Source organism: Bacillus sp. FSL K6-2869, assembly GCF_040869405.1.
In the GTDB taxonomy this organism is placed as follows: domain Bacteria; phylum Bacillota; class Bacilli; order Bacillales; family Bacillaceae; genus Bacillus; species Bacillus altitudinis.
The window spans coordinates 2,741,721-2,762,656 of sequence record NZ_CP152035.1 but is presented as its reverse complement, the minus strand read 5'-3'; the positions used below and the strand labels follow the sequence as shown (position 1 = coordinate 2,762,656).

The 20,936-nt window shown below is 41.4% G+C and carries 21 protein-coding genes and 1 other annotated feature; of the genes, 13 read left to right on the top strand and 8 right to left on the bottom strand.

What is annotated here, in order from left to right:
• The first annotated feature begins 70 nt into the window (after positions 1-70).
• The 7 genes from MHI58_RS14220 to ccpA all read left to right on the top strand — a co-directional run bounded on the left by MHI58_RS14220 (position 71) and on the right by ccpA (position 8,662).
• A complete protein-coding gene (locus tag MHI58_RS14220) occupies positions 71-2,824 on the top strand; it encodes a DNA translocase FtsK (protein WP_052659622.1) in 2,754 nt (917 codons plus the stop codon).
• Between the two features lie 302 nt (positions 2,825-3,126).
• Entirely contained in the window at positions 3,127-4,425 is a 1,299-nt protein-coding gene (gene murC / locus MHI58_RS14215; protein ID WP_008343047.1) for a UDP-N-acetylmuramate--L-alanine ligase, read from the top strand.
• A 223-nt stretch (positions 4,426-4,648) separates the two neighbouring features.
• Entirely contained in the window at positions 4,649-5,065 is a 417-nt protein-coding gene (locus MHI58_RS14210) for a DUF948 domain-containing protein (RefSeq protein WP_017367864.1), read from the top strand.
• Between the two features lie 29 nt (positions 5,066-5,094).
• Positions 5,095-5,565: a YtxH domain-containing protein gene (locus tag MHI58_RS14205; RefSeq protein ID WP_007501807.1), complete on the top strand. Its 471-nt coding sequence runs from the start codon at positions 5,095-5,097 to the stop codon at positions 5,563-5,565.
• Positions 5,566-5,595: 30 nt separating this feature from the next.
• Positions 5,596-5,919, top strand: a complete 324-nt coding sequence (gene ytxJ, locus MHI58_RS14200) for a bacillithiol system redox-active protein YtxJ (protein WP_007501805.1) — start codon at positions 5,596-5,598, stop codon at positions 5,917-5,919.
• Between the two features lie 214 nt (positions 5,920-6,133).
• On the top strand, positions 6,134-7,210 hold the full coding sequence (locus MHI58_RS14195; protein ID WP_017358315.1) for a bifunctional 3-deoxy-7-phosphoheptulonate synthase/chorismate mutase: 1,077 nt from the start codon (positions 6,134-6,136) through the stop codon (positions 7,208-7,210).
• 450 nt (positions 7,211-7,660) lie between these two features.
• Positions 7,661-8,662 carry a catabolite control protein A gene (gene ccpA / locus MHI58_RS14190; RefSeq protein ID WP_039168428.1) on the top strand — a complete coding sequence of 334 codons (1,002 nt, stop codon included), beginning with the start codon at positions 7,661-7,663 and terminating at the stop codon, positions 8,660-8,662.
• Between the two features lie 43 nt (positions 8,663-8,705).
• Here the strand turns inward: ccpA and MHI58_RS14185 are convergent, their stop codons facing one another.
• The 3 genes from MHI58_RS14185 to MHI58_RS14175 are packed head-to-tail and all read right to left on the bottom strand — an operon-like array spanning position 8,706 to position 11,175.
• Complete coding sequence (locus tag MHI58_RS14185) at positions 8,706-9,866, bottom strand: acetoin utilization protein AcuC (protein WP_045034170.1); 1,161 nt, start codon at positions 9,864-9,866, stop codon at positions 8,706-8,708.
• The gene (locus MHI58_RS14180) at positions 9,863-10,504 is read right to left on the bottom strand and encodes a CBS and ACT domain-containing protein (RefSeq protein ID WP_041092583.1); all 642 of its coding nucleotides are present in this window, start codon (positions 10,502-10,504) and stop codon (positions 9,863-9,865) included. Before MHI58_RS14180 ends, MHI58_RS14185 begins: the two co-directional genes overlap by 4 nt.
• A 38-nt stretch (positions 10,505-10,542) precedes the next feature.
• Positions 10,543-11,175, bottom strand: coding sequence for a GNAT family N-acetyltransferase (locus tag MHI58_RS14175; protein WP_008343062.1), 633 nt, complete (start codon positions 11,173-11,175; stop codon positions 10,543-10,545).
• Between the two features lie 155 nt (positions 11,176-11,330).
• Here MHI58_RS14175 and acsA point away from each other — a divergent pair, with 155 nt between their 5' ends.
• A complete protein-coding gene (gene acsA, locus MHI58_RS14170) occupies positions 11,331-13,055 on the top strand; it encodes an acetate--CoA ligase (protein WP_024718703.1) in 1,725 nt (574 codons plus the stop codon).
• A gap of 59 nt (positions 13,056-13,114) precedes the next feature.
• Positions 13,115-13,352: a binding site (T-box leader), on the top strand.
• Positions 13,353-13,405: 53 nt separating this feature from the next.
• Complete coding sequence (gene tyrS / locus MHI58_RS14165; protein WP_008343066.1) at positions 13,406-14,674, top strand: tyrosine--tRNA ligase; 1,269 nt, start codon at positions 13,406-13,408, stop codon at positions 14,672-14,674.
• A gap of 128 nt (positions 14,675-14,802) precedes the next feature.
• Here tyrS and MHI58_RS14160 read toward each other — a convergent pair whose 3' ends face one another.
• Positions 14,803-15,144: an antibiotic biosynthesis monooxygenase gene (locus MHI58_RS14160; RefSeq protein WP_039170277.1), complete on the bottom strand. Its 342-nt coding sequence runs from the start codon at positions 15,142-15,144 to the stop codon at positions 14,803-14,805.
• A 202-nt stretch (positions 15,145-15,346) separates the two neighbouring features.
• On the opposite strand from MHI58_RS14160, the gene MHI58_RS14155 reads away from it, so the two are divergent.
• The 3 genes from MHI58_RS14155 to MHI58_RS14145 all read left to right on the top strand — a co-directional run bounded on the left by MHI58_RS14155 (position 15,347) and on the right by MHI58_RS14145 (position 16,951).
• On the top strand, positions 15,347-15,994 hold the full coding sequence (locus MHI58_RS14155; protein WP_041506709.1) for a triacylglycerol lipase: 648 nt from the start codon (positions 15,347-15,349) through the stop codon (positions 15,992-15,994).
• A 95-nt stretch (positions 15,995-16,089) separates the two neighbouring features.
• Positions 16,090-16,302 (top strand): hypothetical protein, encoded by a 213-nt coding sequence (locus tag MHI58_RS14150; RefSeq protein WP_039170275.1) that lies wholly within the window; start codon positions 16,090-16,092, stop codon positions 16,300-16,302.
• A gap of 49 nt (positions 16,303-16,351) precedes the next feature.
• Positions 16,352-16,951 carry a cysteine hydrolase family protein gene (locus MHI58_RS14145; RefSeq protein ID WP_110487343.1) on the top strand — a complete coding sequence of 200 codons (600 nt, stop codon included), beginning with the start codon at positions 16,352-16,354 and terminating at the stop codon, positions 16,949-16,951.
• A gap of 9 nt (positions 16,952-16,960) precedes the next feature.
• Here MHI58_RS14145 and MHI58_RS14140 read toward each other — a convergent pair whose 3' ends face one another.
• The 3 genes from MHI58_RS14140 to MHI58_RS14130 all read right to left on the bottom strand — a co-directional run bounded on the left by MHI58_RS14140 (position 16,961) and on the right by MHI58_RS14130 (position 19,178).
• Positions 16,961-17,521, bottom strand: coding sequence for a hypothetical protein (locus tag MHI58_RS14140; RefSeq protein ID WP_024718693.1), 561 nt, complete (start codon positions 17,519-17,521; stop codon positions 16,961-16,963).
• Positions 17,522-17,764: 243 nt separating this feature from the next.
• Positions 17,765-18,367 carry a 30S ribosomal protein S4 gene (gene rpsD, locus MHI58_RS14135; RefSeq protein ID WP_007501777.1) on the bottom strand — a complete coding sequence of 201 codons (603 nt, stop codon included), beginning with the start codon at positions 18,365-18,367 and terminating at the stop codon, positions 17,765-17,767.
• A gap of 310 nt (positions 18,368-18,677) precedes the next feature.
• Positions 18,678-19,178, bottom strand: a complete 501-nt coding sequence (locus MHI58_RS14130; RefSeq protein ID WP_045034169.1) for a GAF domain-containing protein — start codon at positions 19,176-19,178, stop codon at positions 18,678-18,680.
• 126 nt (positions 19,179-19,304) lie between these two features.
• On the opposite strand from MHI58_RS14130, the gene refZ reads away from it, so the two are divergent.
• A complete protein-coding gene (gene refZ, locus MHI58_RS14125) occupies positions 19,305-19,970 on the top strand; it encodes a forespore capture DNA-binding protein RefZ (protein WP_008343081.1) in 666 nt (221 codons plus the stop codon).
• On the opposite strand, the gene hisJ is transcribed toward refZ, so the two are convergent.
• Positions 19,940-20,755 (bottom strand): histidinol-phosphatase HisJ, encoded by an 816-nt coding sequence (gene hisJ, locus MHI58_RS14120; protein ID WP_045034168.1) that lies wholly within the window; start codon positions 20,753-20,755, stop codon positions 19,940-19,942. The two genes, refZ and hisJ, sit on opposite strands and share 31 nt — an antisense overlap.
• Between the last annotated feature and the right edge of the window lie 181 nt (positions 20,756-20,936).

The following is a 20,936-nucleotide window of genomic DNA, read 5'->3' as shown; positions in this document are numbered from 1 at the left end:
CTGCATGAAAAAGCAATGGTATACTAAAAATCGCCCAAGAAAACGTAAGGGGAGTTAAAGTGAGTGATAAATGATGAGTTGGTTAGATAAATTTTTTAGTGTATTTTTAGGAGAAGAAAAAAAAGAAGAAAAAGCTGAGAGGCCTGAAACAGGTCCGATTGCACCAAAGCAGCCAGCTGTTGAACAGCATAAAGAATATAAAAAAGTTGAAGATACGAAAGTGTATTATGAATATCCAAAAGGCAATTTCCGCTTTCCTCTCGTTCCAGATGAACCTGCACGTGAGGCAGCAAAGCAACAAGAAAGAAGGCGCACGCGGCCAAGTCAGCCAAAGGCAAAGCAGACGACCTATCAGCCAAAACAAACAGTGCAGCCTGATCTCAATAAAAAGCCTTTTAAACCAGAGCAAATCCCTTCACCTATCTATGGCTACCACCAGGATATGCGTCCAAAACATGCAGCAGCCAAAGAAGACACATCTTCTGTCAAAATGAAATCGGCAGAAGAAACGTCACAGCGTGTCACACTGTTATCAGAAGAAGCAGAGCGTGAACGGAATGTAAGACAGCAAATGAACATCCCGTCTATACGAAAAGAACAACGTATGGAAGACATGATGTCAGCCCAAAGAGCAGAACAAGTAGAGAAGCAATCTGTCACGACGCCGCTTACTTTGCAAGAGGAACTCGCTTATCAAGATCACGTTCAATCAACGATGGAACGTTTATATGACGAGCCTTTCAGTGAGACAGAGGATCAAGATCAAGCATTGTCACAGACCAAAGACGATCGAGAAGCATCCTTACATATGGAGCAAGCTGAAGCATCTAACGAGCCTCTAGAGATGGAGCAAGAACAGGCAGTCACCGTTGAACAAGAAGAGCCGATGATTCCGCTTGAAGATGATACTGAGAAAAAAGAGAGCTTTACATTTGAAACAGCTTTAAGCGCATCACCAGCACTCGACATGGAGATAGAAAGCCCGGTAGAAGAAACTGCGGTGCTGGAAGAGAATGAAGTAGAGGCTATGGGGGAAACAACAGAGGCTGCATGGATAGAAGAAAGTCAAACAGACGTGTCAGCGGCAGCATTTGAACAAGAAGAACCGGTGATCATACAAGATTCGCAAGATGATGATTCTCTGCCGGAAGAAAAATTAACAGATGATGAAGTCATGCCAGTTGAAGAAGCATCAGATGAATTTGCTGACTCTGGACAAGCAGAGATCGCCGGGGATATGGCAGAAGAACTTGAGGAAACACCTGAAGAAACGCCTGAAATAAAACGTGAAGAACCAAAACCGTCTTCTCCACAGCCAAAGCGCTCAAGCGGTCAAACCTCCACCGTTCCTTTTAACGTCATGATGTTAAAAAGTGATCAGCGCGTGCAAGGACAGAAGAAAACGGCAGATGCACAAGGATATGTATTTCCGAGTTTAGCCCTTCTAGATGTTCCGCCAGCACAAAAAGAAGAGGACGGAACATGGGTGAAAGAACGGGCAGAACTGCTCAATGCCACACTGAAAAATTTCAATGTCAGAGCAAGTGTTGTTCATGTGACACAAGGTCCTTCTGTTACAAGATTTGAAGTGCATCCTGAACCAGGCGTGAAAGTGAACAAAATTACAAACCTGTCAGATGATATCAAACTCAGTTTGTCTGCAAAAGATATTCGCATCGAAGCGCCGATTCCTGGGAAGAACACGATTGGAATCGAAGTGCCGAACCTTCACAGTAAAATGGTTTTCTTGAGAGAAATGATCAGAAGCAGTGCCTTTAGAGACAACCCATCTCCATTAACGGCAGCGCTCGGATTGGATATTTCCGGTCAGCCCGTTGTGGTTGATTTGCAAAAAATGCCGCACGGCTTAATTGCCGGAGCAACAGGTTCAGGGAAAAGTGTCTGTATTAATACCATTCTCGTAAGCCTGATGTTTAAAGCTTCACCTGATGAAGTGAAAATGCTGTTAATCGACCCTAAAATGGTCGAACTGGCGCCGTATAATCACATTCCGCATCTTGTGAGCCCAGTTATTACTGATGCCAAGACAGCAACAGCTGCCCTGAAATGGGTAGTAGATGAAATGGAAAGACGCTACGAACTGTTTGCACACTCTGGTGTGAGAGAAATCAAACGATTTAACGAACTGGTGAAAGAAAAACAAATGGGTGAAAAACTACCATATCTCGTCGTTGTCATTGATGAGTTGGCTGATTTAATGATGGTCGCACCAAATGAAGTCGAAGAAAGCATTTGCCGAATTGCCCAAAAAGCAAGAGCATGCGGGATTCACTTACTCATTGCGACGCAAAGACCTTCTGTTGATGTCATTACAGGCCTCATTAAAGCAAACATCCCAACAAGAATTGCTTTCTCTGTTTCAAGCCAAGTGGATTCAAGAACCATTATTGATATGGCAGGTGCTGAAAAGCTTCTCGGAAAAGGAGACATGCTGTTCTTAGAAAATGGCTCTGGCAAACCGACAAGGCTGCAAGGGAACTTTGTATCAGATCGAGAGATTGATGAAGTGGTAGCGCATGTGAGAAAACAGCGCAAACCTGTGTTCCTTTTTGAACAGGAAGAATTGATGCTCCAAGGCTCTGCCATTACAGACGAAGATGAATTGTTTATGGACGCATGCCGATTCGCCATCGAGCAAAATAGTGCAAGTACATCCAGTTTGCAAAGAAGATTTAGAATTGGCTACAATCGAGCAGCGAGATTGATTGATATGATGGAACGTGAAGGGATGATCTCTGGGGCAAAAGGCAGTAAGCCAAGAGAGGTCCTCATGACACTGAGTGATTTAGAACAATTGATCTAAACAAACCACTTCATTTTTTTGATAAACATGGTATGATAGCACATAGGTGCAATTTTTGAATTGGACGCTTTTCGCATGCCTGTCTGAACGCTTTTTAACGAAAATGAGCGAAAGCAGGTGTTAGAAATGGGAAAGTTGTCGGATACTAATCATAGTTAATATTGATTAGAATAGGAAGATCGGAAAAAAATCTTTATTTGGAGCTGCGATTTGTGATCAGCTAGAGACAAAAATCACAAGTTGCAAATTGAAATGAGCGTCATATACTGTAAGTCAGATAGACGTTTGTTGGAGGTACAATTATGACTGTTTATCATTTTGTTGGAATAAAAGGGACAGGTATGAGTCCACTGGCCCAAATTCTTCATGATACTGGGTATACTGTCCAAGGATCGGATATCGAAAAACATATCTTTACACAGAAAGCATTAGAAGAACGAAATATTAAAATTCTTCCATTTGACCCAGATAATATTCAGCCAGGGATGACGGTGATTGCAGGAAATGCATTCCCAGATACACACCCTGAGATTGAGCGTGCTCTTTCTGAAGGGATTCCTGTCATTCGTTATCATAAATTTCTTGGAGAATACATGGATTCATTCACAAACGTTGCAATTACGGGTGCTCATGGTAAAACATCGACAACAGGTCTGCTTGCACATGTGATGCAAGCGGCAAAACCAACTTCCTACTTAATCGGTGATGGATCTGGAATGGGGAAAGAAAACAGCGAGTATTTTGTATTTGAAGCGTGCGAATACCGCAGACATTTCCTCAGCTACCATCCAGACTATGCGATCATGACCAATATTGATTTTGATCACCCTGATTATTTCACGGATATTGATGACGTGTTTGATGCGTTTCAAAACATGGCACTTCAAGTGAAAAAAGCCATCATCGCTTGCGGTGATGACGAGCATCTGCTCAAGATCCAAGCAAAAGTACCTGTTGTGTACTACGGATTCAATGAAGAAAATGATTTCCAAGCACGAAATGTTGTGAAAAACACAGAAGGCACCACATTTGATGTATTTGTACGTAATACGTTTTATGATACCTTCTACATTCCTGCTTACGGAAACCACAATGTCCTTAACTCATTAGCGGTTATTGCATTATGCCACTATGAGGCCATTGATGTAGAGCTCATCAAAGGTGCTTTAACGACATTTGGCGGTGTGAAACGACGCTTTAATGAAAAAGTAGTCGGTGAACAAGTCTTAATTGACGACTATGCGCACCATCCGACTGAAATTGAAGTCACGATCGAAGCAGCCCGCCAGAAGTATCCAGACCGTGATATTGTAGCAGTCTTCCAGCCGCACACTTTCACTCGTACACAGCAATTTTTAAGTGAATTTGCGGACAGTCTGAAAAAAGCAGACTATGTATACCTCTGTGATATTTTCGGCTCAGCTCGTGAAAACATTGGGAAACTAAGCATTGAAGATTTGCGGGAAAAAATTCCGCAAGCCCAATTGATTGAAGAAGAAGAGACATCTGTGCTGAAAGCACATGAAAATGCGATCTTGGTCTTTATGGGAGCAGGAGATATTCAAAAGTATCTTCGTGCTTATGAGAAAGTCGCAGTATAATTGCCTGTCAAAAAGTGCCGATTCAATCGGCGCTTTTTTATTTTGAATAAAATGTGACAAAGGGGCTAAATGTGACAAGATGTGCCGCTTTTTTTCGTTCGCTGTGGACAGGAATTGGCGAATAAGTGTAGAATTATTATTCAATCGGTCATTCTAGGCGATGTTTGAATGATACAACGAGAGGGTATTGAATTGAATATGCCCGCAGCAAAGGAGGTATCAGATGATTATTATTCTCTATTTAAGCGTTGCACTCATCGCAATCGCTTTCCTCATTCTTGTCATCTACTTGTCCAAAACATTGAAATCCTTACAGCTGACATTAAAGAATGTCGCATCAACTTTAGAAGGTCTTGAAGGACAGATGCAAGGCATCACCACAGAGACAGCACAGTTGCTACATAAGACCAATCAGCTTGCTGAAGATATTCAAGACAAATCGGCAAAACTTAACACAGTTGTGGATGCGGTGCAGGGAATTGGTGGCTCGATCAACCAATTTAATACAAGCATAAAGCAGGCAGCTGGTGCGGTTTCTTCATCCGTTGAACGAAATCAAGAGAAAGTCACGGATGTGGTAAGCTGGAGTAACGCAGCACTTGAAATCTATAAAAAATGGAAACAGCGTAAACAACAATAAACAACCATTTTCGCATAGGAGGAATAATCATGAGCAAAGACGGAATCAATAGCAAAGACTTTTTGATCGGAACACTTATCGGTGGCATTATCGGTGCAACAACGGCATTATTTTTAGCACCAAAGTCAGGGAAAGAGCTTCGCGATGATTTGAACACCCAAGCGAATGCCCTAAAAGAAAAAACAGATCGTCTCACAACAGATGCAAAGGAAAAAGGCACTGAATATGTGACGATTGCGAAAGACAAAACATCTGAATTGTCTCAGCTCGTAGCAGAGCAGTCAAACCAGATTTTAGACAAAGTAAAAGACATAAAAGATCGTACAGCTGGAAAAGCTAAACAAGTAAAAAGCGAAGCAGAAGATGCTGCAGCAAATATTGCAAATGAAGCTTCAGATGTAGCAGATGAAGCAAAAGTAAGAGCACAAGAAGCAAAAGCAGACATTGAAGACGGCATCAAAGATGTCAAAGAAAAAGTAGAACAATCTACGAAAGGCTAACTCACTGTTTAAGTGTGGAAGGAGCACATCATGTCTAAACAACTCATAGAAACAGAAGAACAGTTTGATCAACTAACGAATCAAGACGGAACCTTTGTCTTTTTTAAGCACAGTTTGACATGTCCAATCAGCCAAGCTGCTTTTCAAGAGTTTGAAGCGTTTGCGTCAGAACATGAGGATGTCCCTGCTTATTTCTTGCAAATTCAAAACACAAGAGAGCTTTCATCCTATGTGACTGAAAAGTCAGGGATCAAGCACGAAAGCCCGCAGGCACTCATCTTTAGCGGTGGCAAAGTAAAGTGGCATGCTTCTCACTCAAGCATTACAAAAGAAGCGCTTGAACATAACATGTAGAAAAACGTCAGCGATTGCTGACGTTTTTTTTATAAAAAAGGTTTACTTGTATCAAAAGTATGCTATAATCTTACACATAATACTTTATCGCTTAAAAGCGTTTGGGTAATAAAGAATTTTTTCGTGACAATTCCCAAATCTTTGTTTATAATAAACCCTATTATAAGAGATCAAAAATAAAAAGCGAGAGCGGGCAGAGGAAAGGATGACAAAAATGAGCAACAATGAATTGGAACAATTGAGACAGCAAGCAGATGAACTAAATCTTCAAATCTTAAAACTGATCAATGAAAGAGGAAACATTGTAAAAGAAATTGGAAAGGCTAAAGAAGCGCAAGGTGTCAACCGTTATGACCCTGTCAGAGAGCGCACAATGCTTAATCAAATTCTTGAAGAAAATGATGGCCCATTTGAAAATTCAACGATTCAACATATTTTCAAAGAAATTTTCAAAGCAGGTTTAGAGCTTCAAGAAGATGACCACAGCAAAGCACTTCTTGTTTCTCGTAAGAAAAAACCTGAAAATACAATTGTAAATATCAATGGAGAAGCGATCGGTGACGGAAAACAACGTTTCATCGTTGGGCCATGTGCCGTTGAAAGCTACGAGCAAGTTGCAGAAGTAGCGGCAGCAGCGAAACAGCAGGGACTAAAACTTCTTCGTGGTGGCGCATTTAAGCCTCGCACAAGTCCATACGACTTCCAAGGACTTGGCGTAGACGGTTTAAAAATTCTAAAACGTGTAGCAGATGAATACGGTCTTGCAGTTATTAGTGAAATCGTGAATCCTGCTCATATTGAAGAAGCGATTGAGCATATCGATGTCATCCAAATTGGAGCACGTAACATGCAGAACTTCGAGCTTTTAAAAGAAGCTGGATCAGTGAACAAACCAGTTCTTTTAAAACGCGGTTTAGCAGCAACAATTTCAGAATTCATCAATGCAGCTGAATACATCATCGCACAAGGAAATGACCAAATCATCCTTTGCGAGCGAGGCATCCGCACATACGAAACAGCCACAAGAAATACACTAGATATCTCGGCTGTGCCAATCTTGAAACAAGAGACACATTTACCAGTCTTTGTTGACGTGACACACTCAACAGGACGCAGAGATCTACTTCTTCCAACAGCTAAAGCAGCTCTTGCGATTGGAGCAGACGGTGTGATGGCAGAAGTGCATCCAGATCCATCTGTTGCTCTATCTGATTCAGCGCAGCAAATGGACATTCCACAATTCGAAAAATGGTTAGATGCGTTAAGACCACTTGTCAACATTCATGCGTAATCATAAATAGAAAAGCCGCCGGATGACAGCCCGGCGGTTTTTTCATGAAAAAATACGATTAAGATTGGAAATTAAAGGAAAAGAGCACATTGCAAGCTAAAAATACGCTTGTTCACAATGTTTTCATTTTTAAAATTCGATAGAATCTGCTAAGATCATTGTCATAGCTGACGTTCACGACGATTTTTGGTGAAATATGATTCAATTTACAGGTAACAAGCTCATTAAAGTTTGTTTAATTTAGTTATAAAAAGAAAGGGAACGTTTTCATATGAAGAAAAAACGTGTATAATTTCATAAAAGAATGTCATTTTGATGTAGATTGAAAAATTATGTGTCTCTTTTCATCGTTTTAATGACAAATAGGATATTATTTTCCTCGTATCTGACATGTCTCTACCCAATTGGTGAATGCTATAGATATGAAGTGTATTTGAAGGAGTGATTTATGTGAATAATGTTACAATATATGATGTAGCAAGAGAAGCAAACGTAAGTATGGCAACGGTATCACGCGTTGTTAATGGTAATCCAAACGTAAAACCAACAACAAGAAAAAAGGTGCTTGAAGCAATTGATCGTCTCGGCTACCGTCCGAACGCAGTCGCACGAGGCCTTGCAAGTAAAAAGACCACAACAGTTGGGGTCATCATCCCTGATATTTCAAGTATCTTCTATTCAGAGCTTGCACGAGGAATTGAAGATATTGCGACGATGTACAAGTACAACATTATTTTGAGCAACTCAGACCAAAATACTGATAAAGAACTGCATTTGTTAAACACAATGCTTGGCAAACAAGTAGATGGAATCGTTTTTATGGGCGGAAACATTACAGATGTGCATGTGGAAGAATTTAAGCGCTCTCCTGTACCCATTGTACTTGCTGCATCTGTTGAAGAGCAGGCACAAACACCATCAGTCAACATTAACTATGAACAAGCCATTTATGATTCAGTTCAGCTATTAGTTGAAAAAGGACATAAACGAATTGCGTTTGTATCTGGACCAATGTCAGAACCAATTAACTCTATGAGAAAGCTTGCTGGTTATAAGCGTGCGCTTGAAGAAGCTGGTATCGCGTTTGACGAAGCGCTTGTTGCTGAAGGAGACTACTCATATGACTCTGGTATTGAAGCGCTCGCTAATCTGCTTGATCAATCTGACAAGCCGACGGCTGTGATTGCAGCTACTGACGAAATGGCGCTAGGTGTCATTCATGGAGCGCAGGACAGAGGCGTATCAATTCCTGAAGATTTAGAAGTGATTGGTTTTGATAACACAAGACTATCCCTCATGGTGCGCCCTCAATTGACAACAGTTGTTCAGCCGACTTACGATATTGGCGCTGTTGCGATGAGACTTTTGACAAAGCTCATGAACAAAGAACAAGTAGAAGATCAAATTGTTGAATTGCCACATAGAATCGAAGAAAGACAATCGACGAAATAAAAAAGAAAGCAGGCTCACTTGATCAGTGGACGCCTGCTTTTTTTTATGCCTTTTTCTTTTCTCGTCGCACAGGCATGAGTGCTTTTTCTACCGTTTGTGCATTTTTTTCTGTAATTTCTGCTCTTCTTGGAATCGGTGGATATAAATCGTCAGGATCTAGCCATGTGGATGGAAGCGGAACAGGCGATTGTTTTTCCCATGCCCGAATCCATTCCTGAGGAAGTGCATCTGGTGGTGTAATGCCTTTCATCTCAAGCCAAATGCGGCTCCATGCTCTTGGGACGACACGCCAAATATCATAGCCGCCTCCGCCCACAGCGATCCATTTTCCATCACAATATTGATGCGCCAGCTCATGGGCAATTCTAGGAATTTCCTCATATATTTTCATGGTAGCAGATAAATGCGTCAAAGGGTCATAATAGTGGGCATCTGCTCCATTTTGCGTCAAAATGACATCTGGTTTAAAAAAAGCAGCAATCTCTGTCACTGCTGTTCGATAGGCTTCTAAAAATGATTCGTCTTCTGTAAATGCGTCAAGCGGGATATTATATGCATAGCCATAGCCTTTATCATGACCCCTTTCCTGTACTTGTCCAGTTCCAGGGAACAAATAGCGCCCTGTTTCATGAATGGAAACAGTACATACCTCTGGATCATCATAGAAGCTAAACTGTACACCATCGCCATGATGAGCATCTGTATCAATATATAAAATTCTAGCGCCATATGTCTTTTGAATATACTGAATGGCCACAGAGCTGTCATTATAAATACAAAAGCCAGAAGCACGCCCTTTAAATCCATGGTGAAGCCCGCCGCCAAGATTGAGCGCATGCTGCGAATGTCCAAGCATCACTTGATCAACCGCTGTTAATGTCCCGCCAACTAGGAGAGAAGCTGCCTCATGCATCCCTGCAAACATCGGGGTATCCTCAGTGCCAAGACCATAACGTTCCCCCTCTGCGGTGGACAGTTTTCCTTCACTTGCCCGCTGTACTGCTTGAATGTAGTCTGTTGTATGGACGAGCTTTAATTCCTCCAGCGTCGCCATACGAGGTGCGACAATCTCATCATCCGTTAATGCCTTCATTTTTTGAAGAAGATCATAAGTTAAGTAGACGCGAAGCTGATTGAAGGGATGATCTTGGTGAAACTGGTACGTTTGAAAAGATGGTGAAAAAACAAAGGTCGCTTCCTTCATTTGATCGTCTGCTCCATAGGCCAGAGCACTTTATAACCTTTTGCACGAATCAGCTTCATCACATGATCTGCATGCATCGTTTGAAGGCGGAAGACGAGCACTTTAGAGGCTTCATTGGCATGTGGGTACACGAGTACACTCAGCATTTGAATATGCTGCTCTTTTAAAATGGCCGTAATGTCTGCAAGACCCTCTGTCACTTGCGCTACTTCAACCTCTAAATGTGATCCAGGCTGATCTGCACCTGTTAGTCTTACAAACGTACGAAGTAAATCTGTTTTTGTGATGATCCCTACAAGCTTGCCGCGTCTCACAACGGGAAGACAGCCAATTCCGTGTTCAAAAAAGACACTTGAAATCTCCTCAACGAAATCAAGCGGATGAGCGGTAATCGTCTCTAGCACCATGATGTCTTCAACCGGCCGCTGAATAAAAAGCTGCCTTTTCTCTGTTTCAAAAATACTTGGACTGGCATTTTTAATATCCCGATCTGTCACCATCCCAATGACAGATCCCTGCTCAGATACGATGGGAATATGCCGAATGTGATGTGCACTCATTTTTTGAATGGCCTCTTCAATCGTATCGGTTTTGCGCAGCGTGATCACATCACGCTCCATAATTTGTTCAATCATCATGTTTACCAATCCCCTTTGCCAAAAAAACGAATTGAACGTTAATACATAAAGCGCTGATGGAAGCGAAGACGATCGAAACGCTCGATCGAATCAGGACTCACATTTTTTCCGATCCGTGCCATTAAACAATTGGCTGGATGTGAGCTAATCTCTGGCTCGTCTGTTGCAAACCAGACAAGACCGCCTGCGTTCATCATTTTCTCCATCATTTTGCGGTACTCCCACACGTTTTTCTTTGTCCCCTTTAAATCCCAATGCCAGTAATATTCAGTTGTAATGATAATGTAATTCTCCATTTGCTCATCCATCATGCTCACATCCAGTAAATGCTTGCCAAGTGAGCAGCCTCTGAATGGAGGAGCGACTTCAATGGCACCGAGCTCAATTAAATTGTCCATGTTGCCTTCTGACCAGCGTTCAAGCGGATCAGGGTACAAATACGTGACATAGCCTACGACAAGCTCATCCACCCTAGCAATGATAATACGTCCTTCAGGAAGATCTGCTATTTCAACAAGTGCTTGTTTCTGTTCCTCGGGTGTGCGAAATGCCGTTAGTCCTTCATGAAACGTATAGTTCGCAAGCTCTGATGCAGGTACCGGGCCTTCAATCAGGATGGTGCCTGTTTCTCTCGTAATTGTTTTTGAATAATAAGTTTTAGGATGCTCCACGTATCCACCGCCTCAAATTCTAGTGAGTCGTCTCTATTTTATCTTAAATCTGACAATAATTAAAACGGTTTCATCAGAAGTTTTTTAAAAATTGAGAAAAAAAGTCATCTATACTATAATGGTCATTGTAAACGTATGCAAAGGGGGACTGTTTGATGAAAGTGGAAACGCTACCATCAGTAAAAGGGGACTATCATTTAAATGATTATGAGCAAGCATACAAAGAATTTTCATGGGAGGAAGCGAGAAAAAATTTCTCTTGGTATGAAACAGGAAAAGTAAATGCAGCTTATGAAGCGATTGACAGACATGCGGACTCGTTTCGTAAAAACAAGGTGGCGCTTCACTACAAAGATTCAGAGCGGGATGAAAAGTATACGTTCAGGGATATGAAAATCAAGACAAACAAAGCAGGAAATCTATTAAGAGAACAGGCACATGTGCAAAAAGGGGATCGCGTGTTTATCTTTATGCCAAGATCACCTGAGCTCTATTTTCTACTGCTTGGTGCTGTCAAAATTGGTGCGATCGTCGGTCCTTTATTTGAGGCATTTATGGAAGGTGCCGTCAAAGATCGTTTAGAAAATAGTGAGGCAAAAGTGATTGTGACAACGCCTGATCTGCTTGAGCGGATTCCGTTTGCAGAACTTCCAAAGCTTGAATCCGTCATCATTGTCGGCGGTGAAAAAGAGGATGCAGGTGATGTGCGGACGATTCACTTTGAAGAAGCATTTGAACAGGCAGCGAAGGAACTTGAAATCGAGTGGATGGATGAAAAAGATGGATACCTGCTTCATTACACGTCAGGGTCCACTGGTACGCCAAAAGGTGTGCTCCATGTTCATGGCGCAATGGTGCAGCAAGGCCAGACGGGTAAATGGGTACTTGATTTGAAAGAAGAAGATGTCTACTGGTGTACAGCTGATCCAGGCTGGGTAACAGGGACGGTGTACGGTATTTTTTCTCCGTGGCTGAATGGAGCGACGAATGTCATTTTAGGCGGCAGGTTCAATCCTGATACGTGGTACGAAACCATTGAATCGCTTGGTGTGACCGTTTGGTACAGTGCACCGACAGCCTTCAGAATGCTGATGGGAGCAGGAGACGATCTCATTCAAAAATATGATCTCAGCTCACTCCGTCATGTGTTAAGTGTAGGAGAGCCACTTAATCCAGAAGTAATCCGCTGGGGAGACGCTGTATTTGGTAAACGAATTCATGACACTTGGTGGATGACAGAAACAGGTGCACAACTGATTTGTAACTATCCATGCATGGATATCAAACCAGGTTCGATGGGGAAACCAATTCCAGGCGTTGAAGCTGCGATTGTAGATAATGCCGGAAATGAACTTCCGCCATACCGGATGGGGAACCTTGCCATCAAAAAGGGCTGGCCGTCTATGATGCATACGATCTGGAACAATCCTGAAAAATATGAATCTTACTTTATGCCGGGAGATTGGTATGTTTCAGGAGATTCAGCTTATATGGATGAAGATGGATACTTCTGGTTCCAGGGACGTGTCGACGATGTCATTATGACGTCAGGAGAGCGGGTCGGTCCATTTGAGGTAGAAAGTAAACTGGTGGAACATCCGGCCATTGCAGAGGCTGGTGTCATCGGAAAACCAGATCCTGTGCGCGGTGAAATTATTAAAGCATTTATAGCGCTTAGAAGCGGATACGAACCGACAGATGAGCTGAAAGAAGAGATTCGTACGTTTGTGAAAAAAGGACTCGCTGCACATGCAGCACCGAGAGAAATTGAGTTTAAAGACAAACTGCCAAAAACACGCAGCGGTAAAATTATGAGACGTGTGCTAAAAGCGTGGGAACTGAATTTACCTGCTGGCGATCTCTCGACAATGGAAGATTAATCGCTTCCGTCAGTTGACTTGATATCAAAAGTATGTTAAAAATGACTTTAGTTGAATACGAAAAGGTTTTGACTGAGATTCAGTAGAATCATCTTTCCCTGTCCAAGAGAGCTGACGGCTGGTGCGAGTCAGTACAAAGAGATATTCGAATTACCCTCACGAACCGCTTTTACGAAAAGGAGCATGCATGTTGCCTGATTAGTGAAAGAACGGATCTGTCCGTTATCAGTGTAAGTGAAAAGACGTGTTGTTTTGTCTTTTAAGCAGGGTGGTACCGCGATATATATCGTCCCTTCGTTCATTCGAAGGGGCGTTTTTTATGTTGAATTGTAAAAAAAGGAGATTTGGATATGAGTCAATTGATGGAAGAATTATCGTTCAGAGGATTAATTCAGCAACAAACAGATGAAGAAGGTTTAACAAAATTATTAGCAGAAGAAAAAATCAAGCTATACTCCGGCTTTGATCCAACAGCTGACAGCTTGCACATTGGTCACTTACTGCCAATATTAACATTGCGCAGATTCCAAGAAGCAGGCCATCATCCGATTGCACTTGTTGGCGGCGCAACTGGACTGATTGGTGACCCAAGTTTCAAAAAAGCAGAACGTTCACTAAACCCAGCAGAAATCGTCGAACAGTGGTCAGAGAAAATCAAAGGCCAGCTCTCTCAATTCCTTGATTTTGAAGCAGGTGACAACCCAGCTGTCATCGTCAATAACTATGACTGGATCAGTCAAATGAATGTCATCACGTTCCTTCGTGATATTGGAAAGAACTTCGGTGTCAACTTCATGCTCGCAAAAGATATCGTCAGCTCCCGTATTGAAACAGGGATTTCGTACACAGAATTCAGCTACGTGATTCTGCAATCGTTAGACTTCTTGAACCTTTACAGAAATGAAAACTGTAAGCTGCAAATTGGCGGAAGTGACCAATGGGGAAATATCACATCTGGACTTGAGTTGATCCGTAAGTCTGAAGCAGAAGGCGCAAAAGCATTCGGTCTCACAATGCCGCTTGTGACAAAAGCAGACGGCACGAAGTTTGGGAAAACAGAAGGCGGCGCCATCTGGTTAGATAAAGAAAAAACATCTCCATATGAGTTCTACCAGTTCTGGATCAACACAGATGACCGTGACGTTGTGAAATACTTAAAATACTTTACGTTCTTATCGAAAGAAGAGATCGCATCTTACGAAGAAAAAGTGCAAACAGCCCCTGAAAAACGTGAAGCACAGCGCCGTTTGGCAGAAGAAGTCACAACACTTGTGCATGGCCGTGAATCACTAGAACAGGCTGTCAACATCTCAAATGCGCTATTTAAAGGCGAGATCAAATCTCTTACAGCAGAAGAAGTGAAAGTAGGCTTTAAAGATGTGCCATCAATGGAGAAAGACAGTGCAGAAGAATTAACACTGGTTGATGTTCTTGTCGAATCAAAACTGTCTCCATCAAAACGTCAAGCACGTGAAGATATCACAAACGGTGCCGTCTACATCAACGGAGAGAGGCAAACCGACAAAGACTATGTCCTTTCAGCAGATGACCGAATTGAAAACCAATTTACGGTCTTAAGAAGAGGGAAAAAGAAATATTTCCTTGTGACGTATAAATAAATCCTTATGAAACAGTAAGTATCATGAAAAGCACCTCAAATGTTCATATACATTGAGGTGCTTTTCTTTTTTATTCAGAAGTAGGAATTCAGCTTTTACAGAGCGGTTTTCTCTCATTTGTCTGTTTCTTACTCAAGGAGTGAATCTTCGTTTGTATAAGCATGTTCTACCTTACAAATTCGGGTTGTATAGGATTCATACCAATCTTTTTTTCCTTTTTTTTGAACACGCTGATGTGCTGTATGTGCTTTCCATTCTTTGATGGCTGCTAATGAATCCCAGTAAGAGACAGTGATTCCAACACCATGTTCATCTCGTACACTTTCTATTCCAAGAAACCCGTCTAGTTCTTTCGCTAATTCTTCCATTTTTTGAGCAGCCACGGCGTATTCTTTCTGCTCGACATTTGTTCGTTTTGATGTGAAAATCACGGCATAATAGGGTAGTGCAGGTGTTTGAGTAAACAGCATCTAGCAGAACCTCCTTTTGTCTATTCACATTATATATGAAAGATAGAGGGGCTCGTAGTCTTTTTGTTTTAATTTAAAAAAGTCCAAGGTGCTTTATGATTATTTATATTTCTGTAAAATCATCTCATAAACATTACCTTGTTCACTTTTCTGACATATTTTTCTTGTATAAAATAGAGTCAAATAAGATGAATAAGGGGGAATGAAAGTGATTCGATTTAAGAAAAAGAGTTTGCAAATTCTTGTTGCCCTTGCCTTAGTGCTAGGTTCAATGGCCTTCATCCAGCCGAAAGAAGTCAAAGCGGCTACGCATAATCCGGTTGTGATGGTGCATGGCATGGGTGGTGCGTCTTATAACTTTGCTTCGATCAAACGATACTTAGTATCACAGGGATGGGATCAAAACCAACTTTTTGCAATCGATTTCATAGACAAAACAGGCAATAACCTAAACAATGGCCCGAGGCTCTCTAGATTCGTCAAAGATGTACTAGCCAAAACGGGCGCCAAAAAAGTAGATATTGTGGCTCATAGTATGGGCGGTGCGAACACGTTATACTATATTAAGAACCTAGACGGCGGAGATAAAATTGAAAACGTCGTCACACTTGGTGGAGCGAATGGACTCGTTTCACTCAGAGCATTACCAGGCACCGATCCAAATCAAAAAATTCTTTACACATCCGTCTATAGCTCAGCCGATCTCATCGTCGTCAACAGCCTTTCGCGTTTAATTGGCGCAAGAAATGTCCTCATCCACGGCGTTGGACATATCGGTCTATTAACCTCAAGCCAAGTCAAAGGCTATGTGAAAGAAGGATTGAATGGCGGAGGACAGAATACGAATTAAAAAATAAAAAAGACAGCGATTTGTGCTGTCTTTTTTGATGTCATGGTTATATAGAATCTGCTAGGTGTTGCAGAAGGTTTTTAGGAGGATAAAAGATGACGCAAAAACTCAAATATGCTTTCTTAGGCTACTTTCTCTATTTCCCATGTTCATTTCTGATCATCTATATGATCTGGATGGCAATCGTCAAATCAGTGCAATGGGCAGAAGTCATATCTAATTGTACATCCATCATTGGTATCTATTACTTAATAGCCAGTGTGTGGTTTGTCTTTTTACTGCAAAAACAGACAAAACATCGTACATAGCCAAATAAAAACATGTACAAATCAATCGCCATTCCTTACACTACATATAATGAACGAGAATCTTCGGAGGTGGGTATTTGTGCAACATCATCAAAAGGCTTTGATTATGGTCGATGTACAGAAAGCATTCGAGCACGAAAAATGGGGAGAACGGAATAACCTAGATGCAGAGAAGAACATCAGTCGTCTATTGACGTTTTGGAGAGAAAAAGGATGGACAGTCATTCATATTCAGCATACATCGGATCAGCCGCACTCCTTATTTCATCCAGCAAATGAAGGGCACTCCTTCAAAGAGATCGCTAAACCGTTAGATGAAGAAATGGTCATACAAAAGAAAGTCAACAGCAGCTTTATAGGTACAAACTTAGAGGAACAACTAAGATCAAACGAGATCAACACTGTTGTGATTGCTGGACTCACAACACCGCACTGCGTATCTACCACAACAAGAATGAGTGGAAACCTAGGCTTTAATACATACCTCATTTCGGATGCAACAGCCGCCTTTGGACTCGCAGATCAAACCGGTACATACTATGAACCAGAAACGATCCATCGCCTTTCACTTGCAACACTGCATGACGAATTTGCGACTATCCTGACAACTGAGCAGCTGATCACAAATTGGGCAAGCAAAAGCTCCTAGAAATCATCTCTAGGAGCTTTTTGCTTGTTCATCCAGCGGCTGTTTTCGTTGTTCAATACTTGAGTAGATAAGATCAATTCCAATAAATAAGAAGCTGACAAAGAAAGATAAAATGAGTGTGCCGTGCTCCCAAATTGAGACATTGACTATGTTCATATTAAGTACAAACTTAATTGAGAAATGCACAACGATCCATGAGAGTAAAAATTCAAAGATAAACGTGAACCATTGAGGAAATCTTAGCAAAGAGGAAATTCCTTTACCAATGAATACTAAAAAGATCGACCAAAAAAGAACAATCCCACTGACGAATAGACAGAAGGTCAATAATGAAAGAAATGATGCATAGGTAATATATTCTCCAAAAAGAAAATTCACTCCTAATGAAACAACATAAAGTACAGAACTTGGAATGATGATGACAAAACTAATCGAAAAAAAGATGAGTAAAATGAGGAGAATTTCAGCGATAGCTCCAGGCGCTTCATCGACAACTTTTGTCTTTCTCAAAACCGCATAGATAACAATTGAAATGAGCATAAGTGCTAACATAAATGAAATGATCGACAAATTGTTTTCCTCCTTAACGTTCCTTACATTATTGTTTTAAGTTGTGAGTTATCCAGTAAATGTAATTGTAAGAGGAAAACGAAAAAGAGTAAAGAGTAATCGGTGTTCTAATTTTCTTGTGTGCAAATAAGTTATTTGTAGCTAGAGAGTATCGTACAAAAAACCAAACAAAAAACCCTAGAAATCCTTGAACAATCAAGGTCTCTAGGGTTTGTTTGATCACTCTCTGAGAGAGTCATGAAATTAACGAGAGTAGAACTCAACGATTAGTTGTTCGCTGATTTCAGGCGCTAATTCAGAACGCTCTGGAAGACGAGTGAAAGTTCCTTCAAGCTTTTCAGCATCGAAAGTAAGGTATTCAGGTACGAAGTTGTTCACTTCAACTGATTCTTTCACAACTGCAAGGTTTTGAGATTTCTCACGAAGAGCAATCGTTTGACCTGGTTTCACAGAGAAAGATGGGATGTCTACACGGCTTCCATCAACAAGGATGTGACCATGGTTTACTAGCTGACGAGCTTGGCGGCGCGTACGAGCAAGGCCAAGACGGTATACTAGATTGTCAAGGCGAGTTTCAAGAAGGATCATGAAGTTTTCACCTTGTTTACCAGGAAGTTTAGCAGCTCTGTCAAATAGTGTACGGAATTGACGTTCGTTGACACCGTACATGTGACGAAGCTTTTGCTTCTCTTGTAATTGTAAACCGTATTCAGATAGTTTTTTGCGTTGTCCTGGACCATGTGGGCCTGGAGCGTAAGGGCGTTTTTCAAGTTCCTTACCTGTTCCGCTTAATGAAATGCCTAAACGGCGGGAAATCTTCCAACTTGGACCTGTATAGCGAGCCATAATGTGACTCCTCCTTATTGTTTTTATTTGTGAAAAATAAAAACCGTCTGTTCTTTGTCTTTTCCGTCATTATGTTTTCATGCATCCTCGCTCCAGCAGCAGGGAGTTACAAGATGCACCTCCATATAGAAGGAACAAAATGATACAAAAAAGCCGAACAAAAAGGCTGCCATATTTCACACAAACTCTATTATATGACGCCAGATAGGAGAAGTCAACCTATTTAAAGAGGAGAATGTCAAACGTGGTCGGCATTCATCCGGGAAGAAAGCAAAACAAAAAAGCAGACACATTGTCTGCTTTTCAAGCATTATGACGCATCAGTAGAGGCTGATAACGCATTTTGGAGAACCTCTGTAAAATGAACTAAGTACGTTTCATCCACTTCATTGAAACGATCTTTCACTGGACTGTCAATATCGAGTACCCCAATGATTTGTCCATTTACTTTAAGTGGGATCACAATTTCAGATTGCGATGCTGCATCACATGCAATATGACCAGGGAATGCATGGACATCAGCGATACGCTGTACATCACCTGTCGCAAATGCTGTACCGCAAACCCCTTTTCCAGAAGGAATGCGTACACATGCGGGCAGTCCGTTGAATGGACCAAGCACAAGTTCTCCGCCTTTTGCTAAATAAAATCCTGCCCAATTGACTTCAGGAAGCGAGTGATAAAGCAGCGCCGCAGCATTGGCTAGGTTGGCAATGAGATCAGGTTCACCATCCGTAATCGCTTCTACTTGTTTGATGAGTAATTGATAGTCTTTCGATGGATCACCAGACTGTTTTTCGACATGAAACATGAAAATCTCCTACTTTCTATCTCAAAAATACATAACTTGCGCTTCGCATGTGGGATTTGTCGAGCAATGATTAAAGGAACTTCCGCCTTCACCTTGAAGTATGTACACATGAAGAGGGGTGAGCGGATGAAAACATCAACAACCGTGCAAACAAAAGACCGTATTATTGAAGCTGCCATCAGACTTTTTAACCAAAAAGGATTTTCTGGAACCTCTGTCCGTGAGATTGCGAAGGAAGCAAACGTCAACGTTGCCCATATATCTTATTACTTTCAAGGAAAAGGAGGGCTGCTCGAGCAACTCGTATCCGATTTTTATGAAGGCTATATTCAGATGATTGAATCGCACATCCAGCACATGGAAACCCGTCATGCAAAAGAATGTTTACTTCATGTGGTTTTTGATATTTTATCTTATCAGCATGAAAATCGTCAATTAACCCGTTTCGTTTATCGAGAGGTGACCATTGATTCAACGCTGATCAGGGAAATCATGTCCACCTATTTAACAAAGGAAAAATACTTGTTTCAGCTCATCATTGAAAAAGGAAAAAGCACCCATGTGATTTGTAAGCAGCTGTCACTCTCATCATTTATGATCCAGCTAAAATCACTTCTGATGATGCCATATTTACAGCCGCAATATTTAACAGAGGTGCTTTATATCAACCCAAACGAGCCTTACTTTTATCAAACGTACTATAAGGAACTGAGCCGGTCGCTTCATCATCTGTTAGAACCAAACGAACCCGCACTTGATCCTCACCTGAAACTCATGATGTCTTCAAATTGATCATACGCATACCCGAGATCTTCCGCTTGATGGGCATCAGACCCGAATATGAGCGGAATTTTTTTCTGTTTTGCAAGATCAATCATCCATTGATCTAAATAGATACTTCTGGCATATGTTTTACGAAGACCTGATGTATTAAAATCTAAGGACATGCCTTTTTTTGCCGTTTCTTCAAGACAAAGGGTGACCCTTTGACATAGTTCTGGCGACATTTCGTATGGGAAAAGTTGTTTGAATTTCTGGACAAGGGTGATATGACCGATTCTCTTTGGCTTATATGGACCTAAAGATGATAGAATAGAAGAATGAATTTGGTCATAGTAGCTTTGATAGACGTGTTCGGAGCTGCCATAGATACTGATCAGCTGCTTGAAGGCGTGCTCATCAAAATCAAGACAAATATAATCATTGCCAGCAGGAAGAAAGTGAACAGATAAAATGCTATCGTCTAGTTCAGGGCCGTAGCAGTCTAAAAAGGCACTTGTTTCCTCTTCATACTCTTTGATATAGTCGACCTCAAGCCCAGTTTTTACTATTAACTGTCCTTTGTATTCCTGTTTCAGCTGATCCAGCTTCGTCAAATAGGCTTCAAGGTCTCGAAGCTTCATGGCGCTATCCTGTTCAGGCGTTGGATCTCGAAACGAAGGAGGCAGCGGGGCATGCTCGGTAAAGGTGATGGAATCAAATCCCTTTTTCATTGCTTTTTCAATATAAGAATGAAAAGGATCAAGCGTACCGTGCGGGCAAAATGGCGTATGTAAATGTGCATCTTGTTTCAACATGTCGTCACCTCTTGTCGATATTTTGAAAAACGTCATGTTTATCAGCGAAAATAATGAAAAATCATGACCAAAAATGCTGGTTACATGGTATCATAATAACAATGAAAACGACAGCTTCCGCATACATAAAAACAGGTCACATCAATACATGTGATCAAATGATAGAAAGCCTGAATGACTT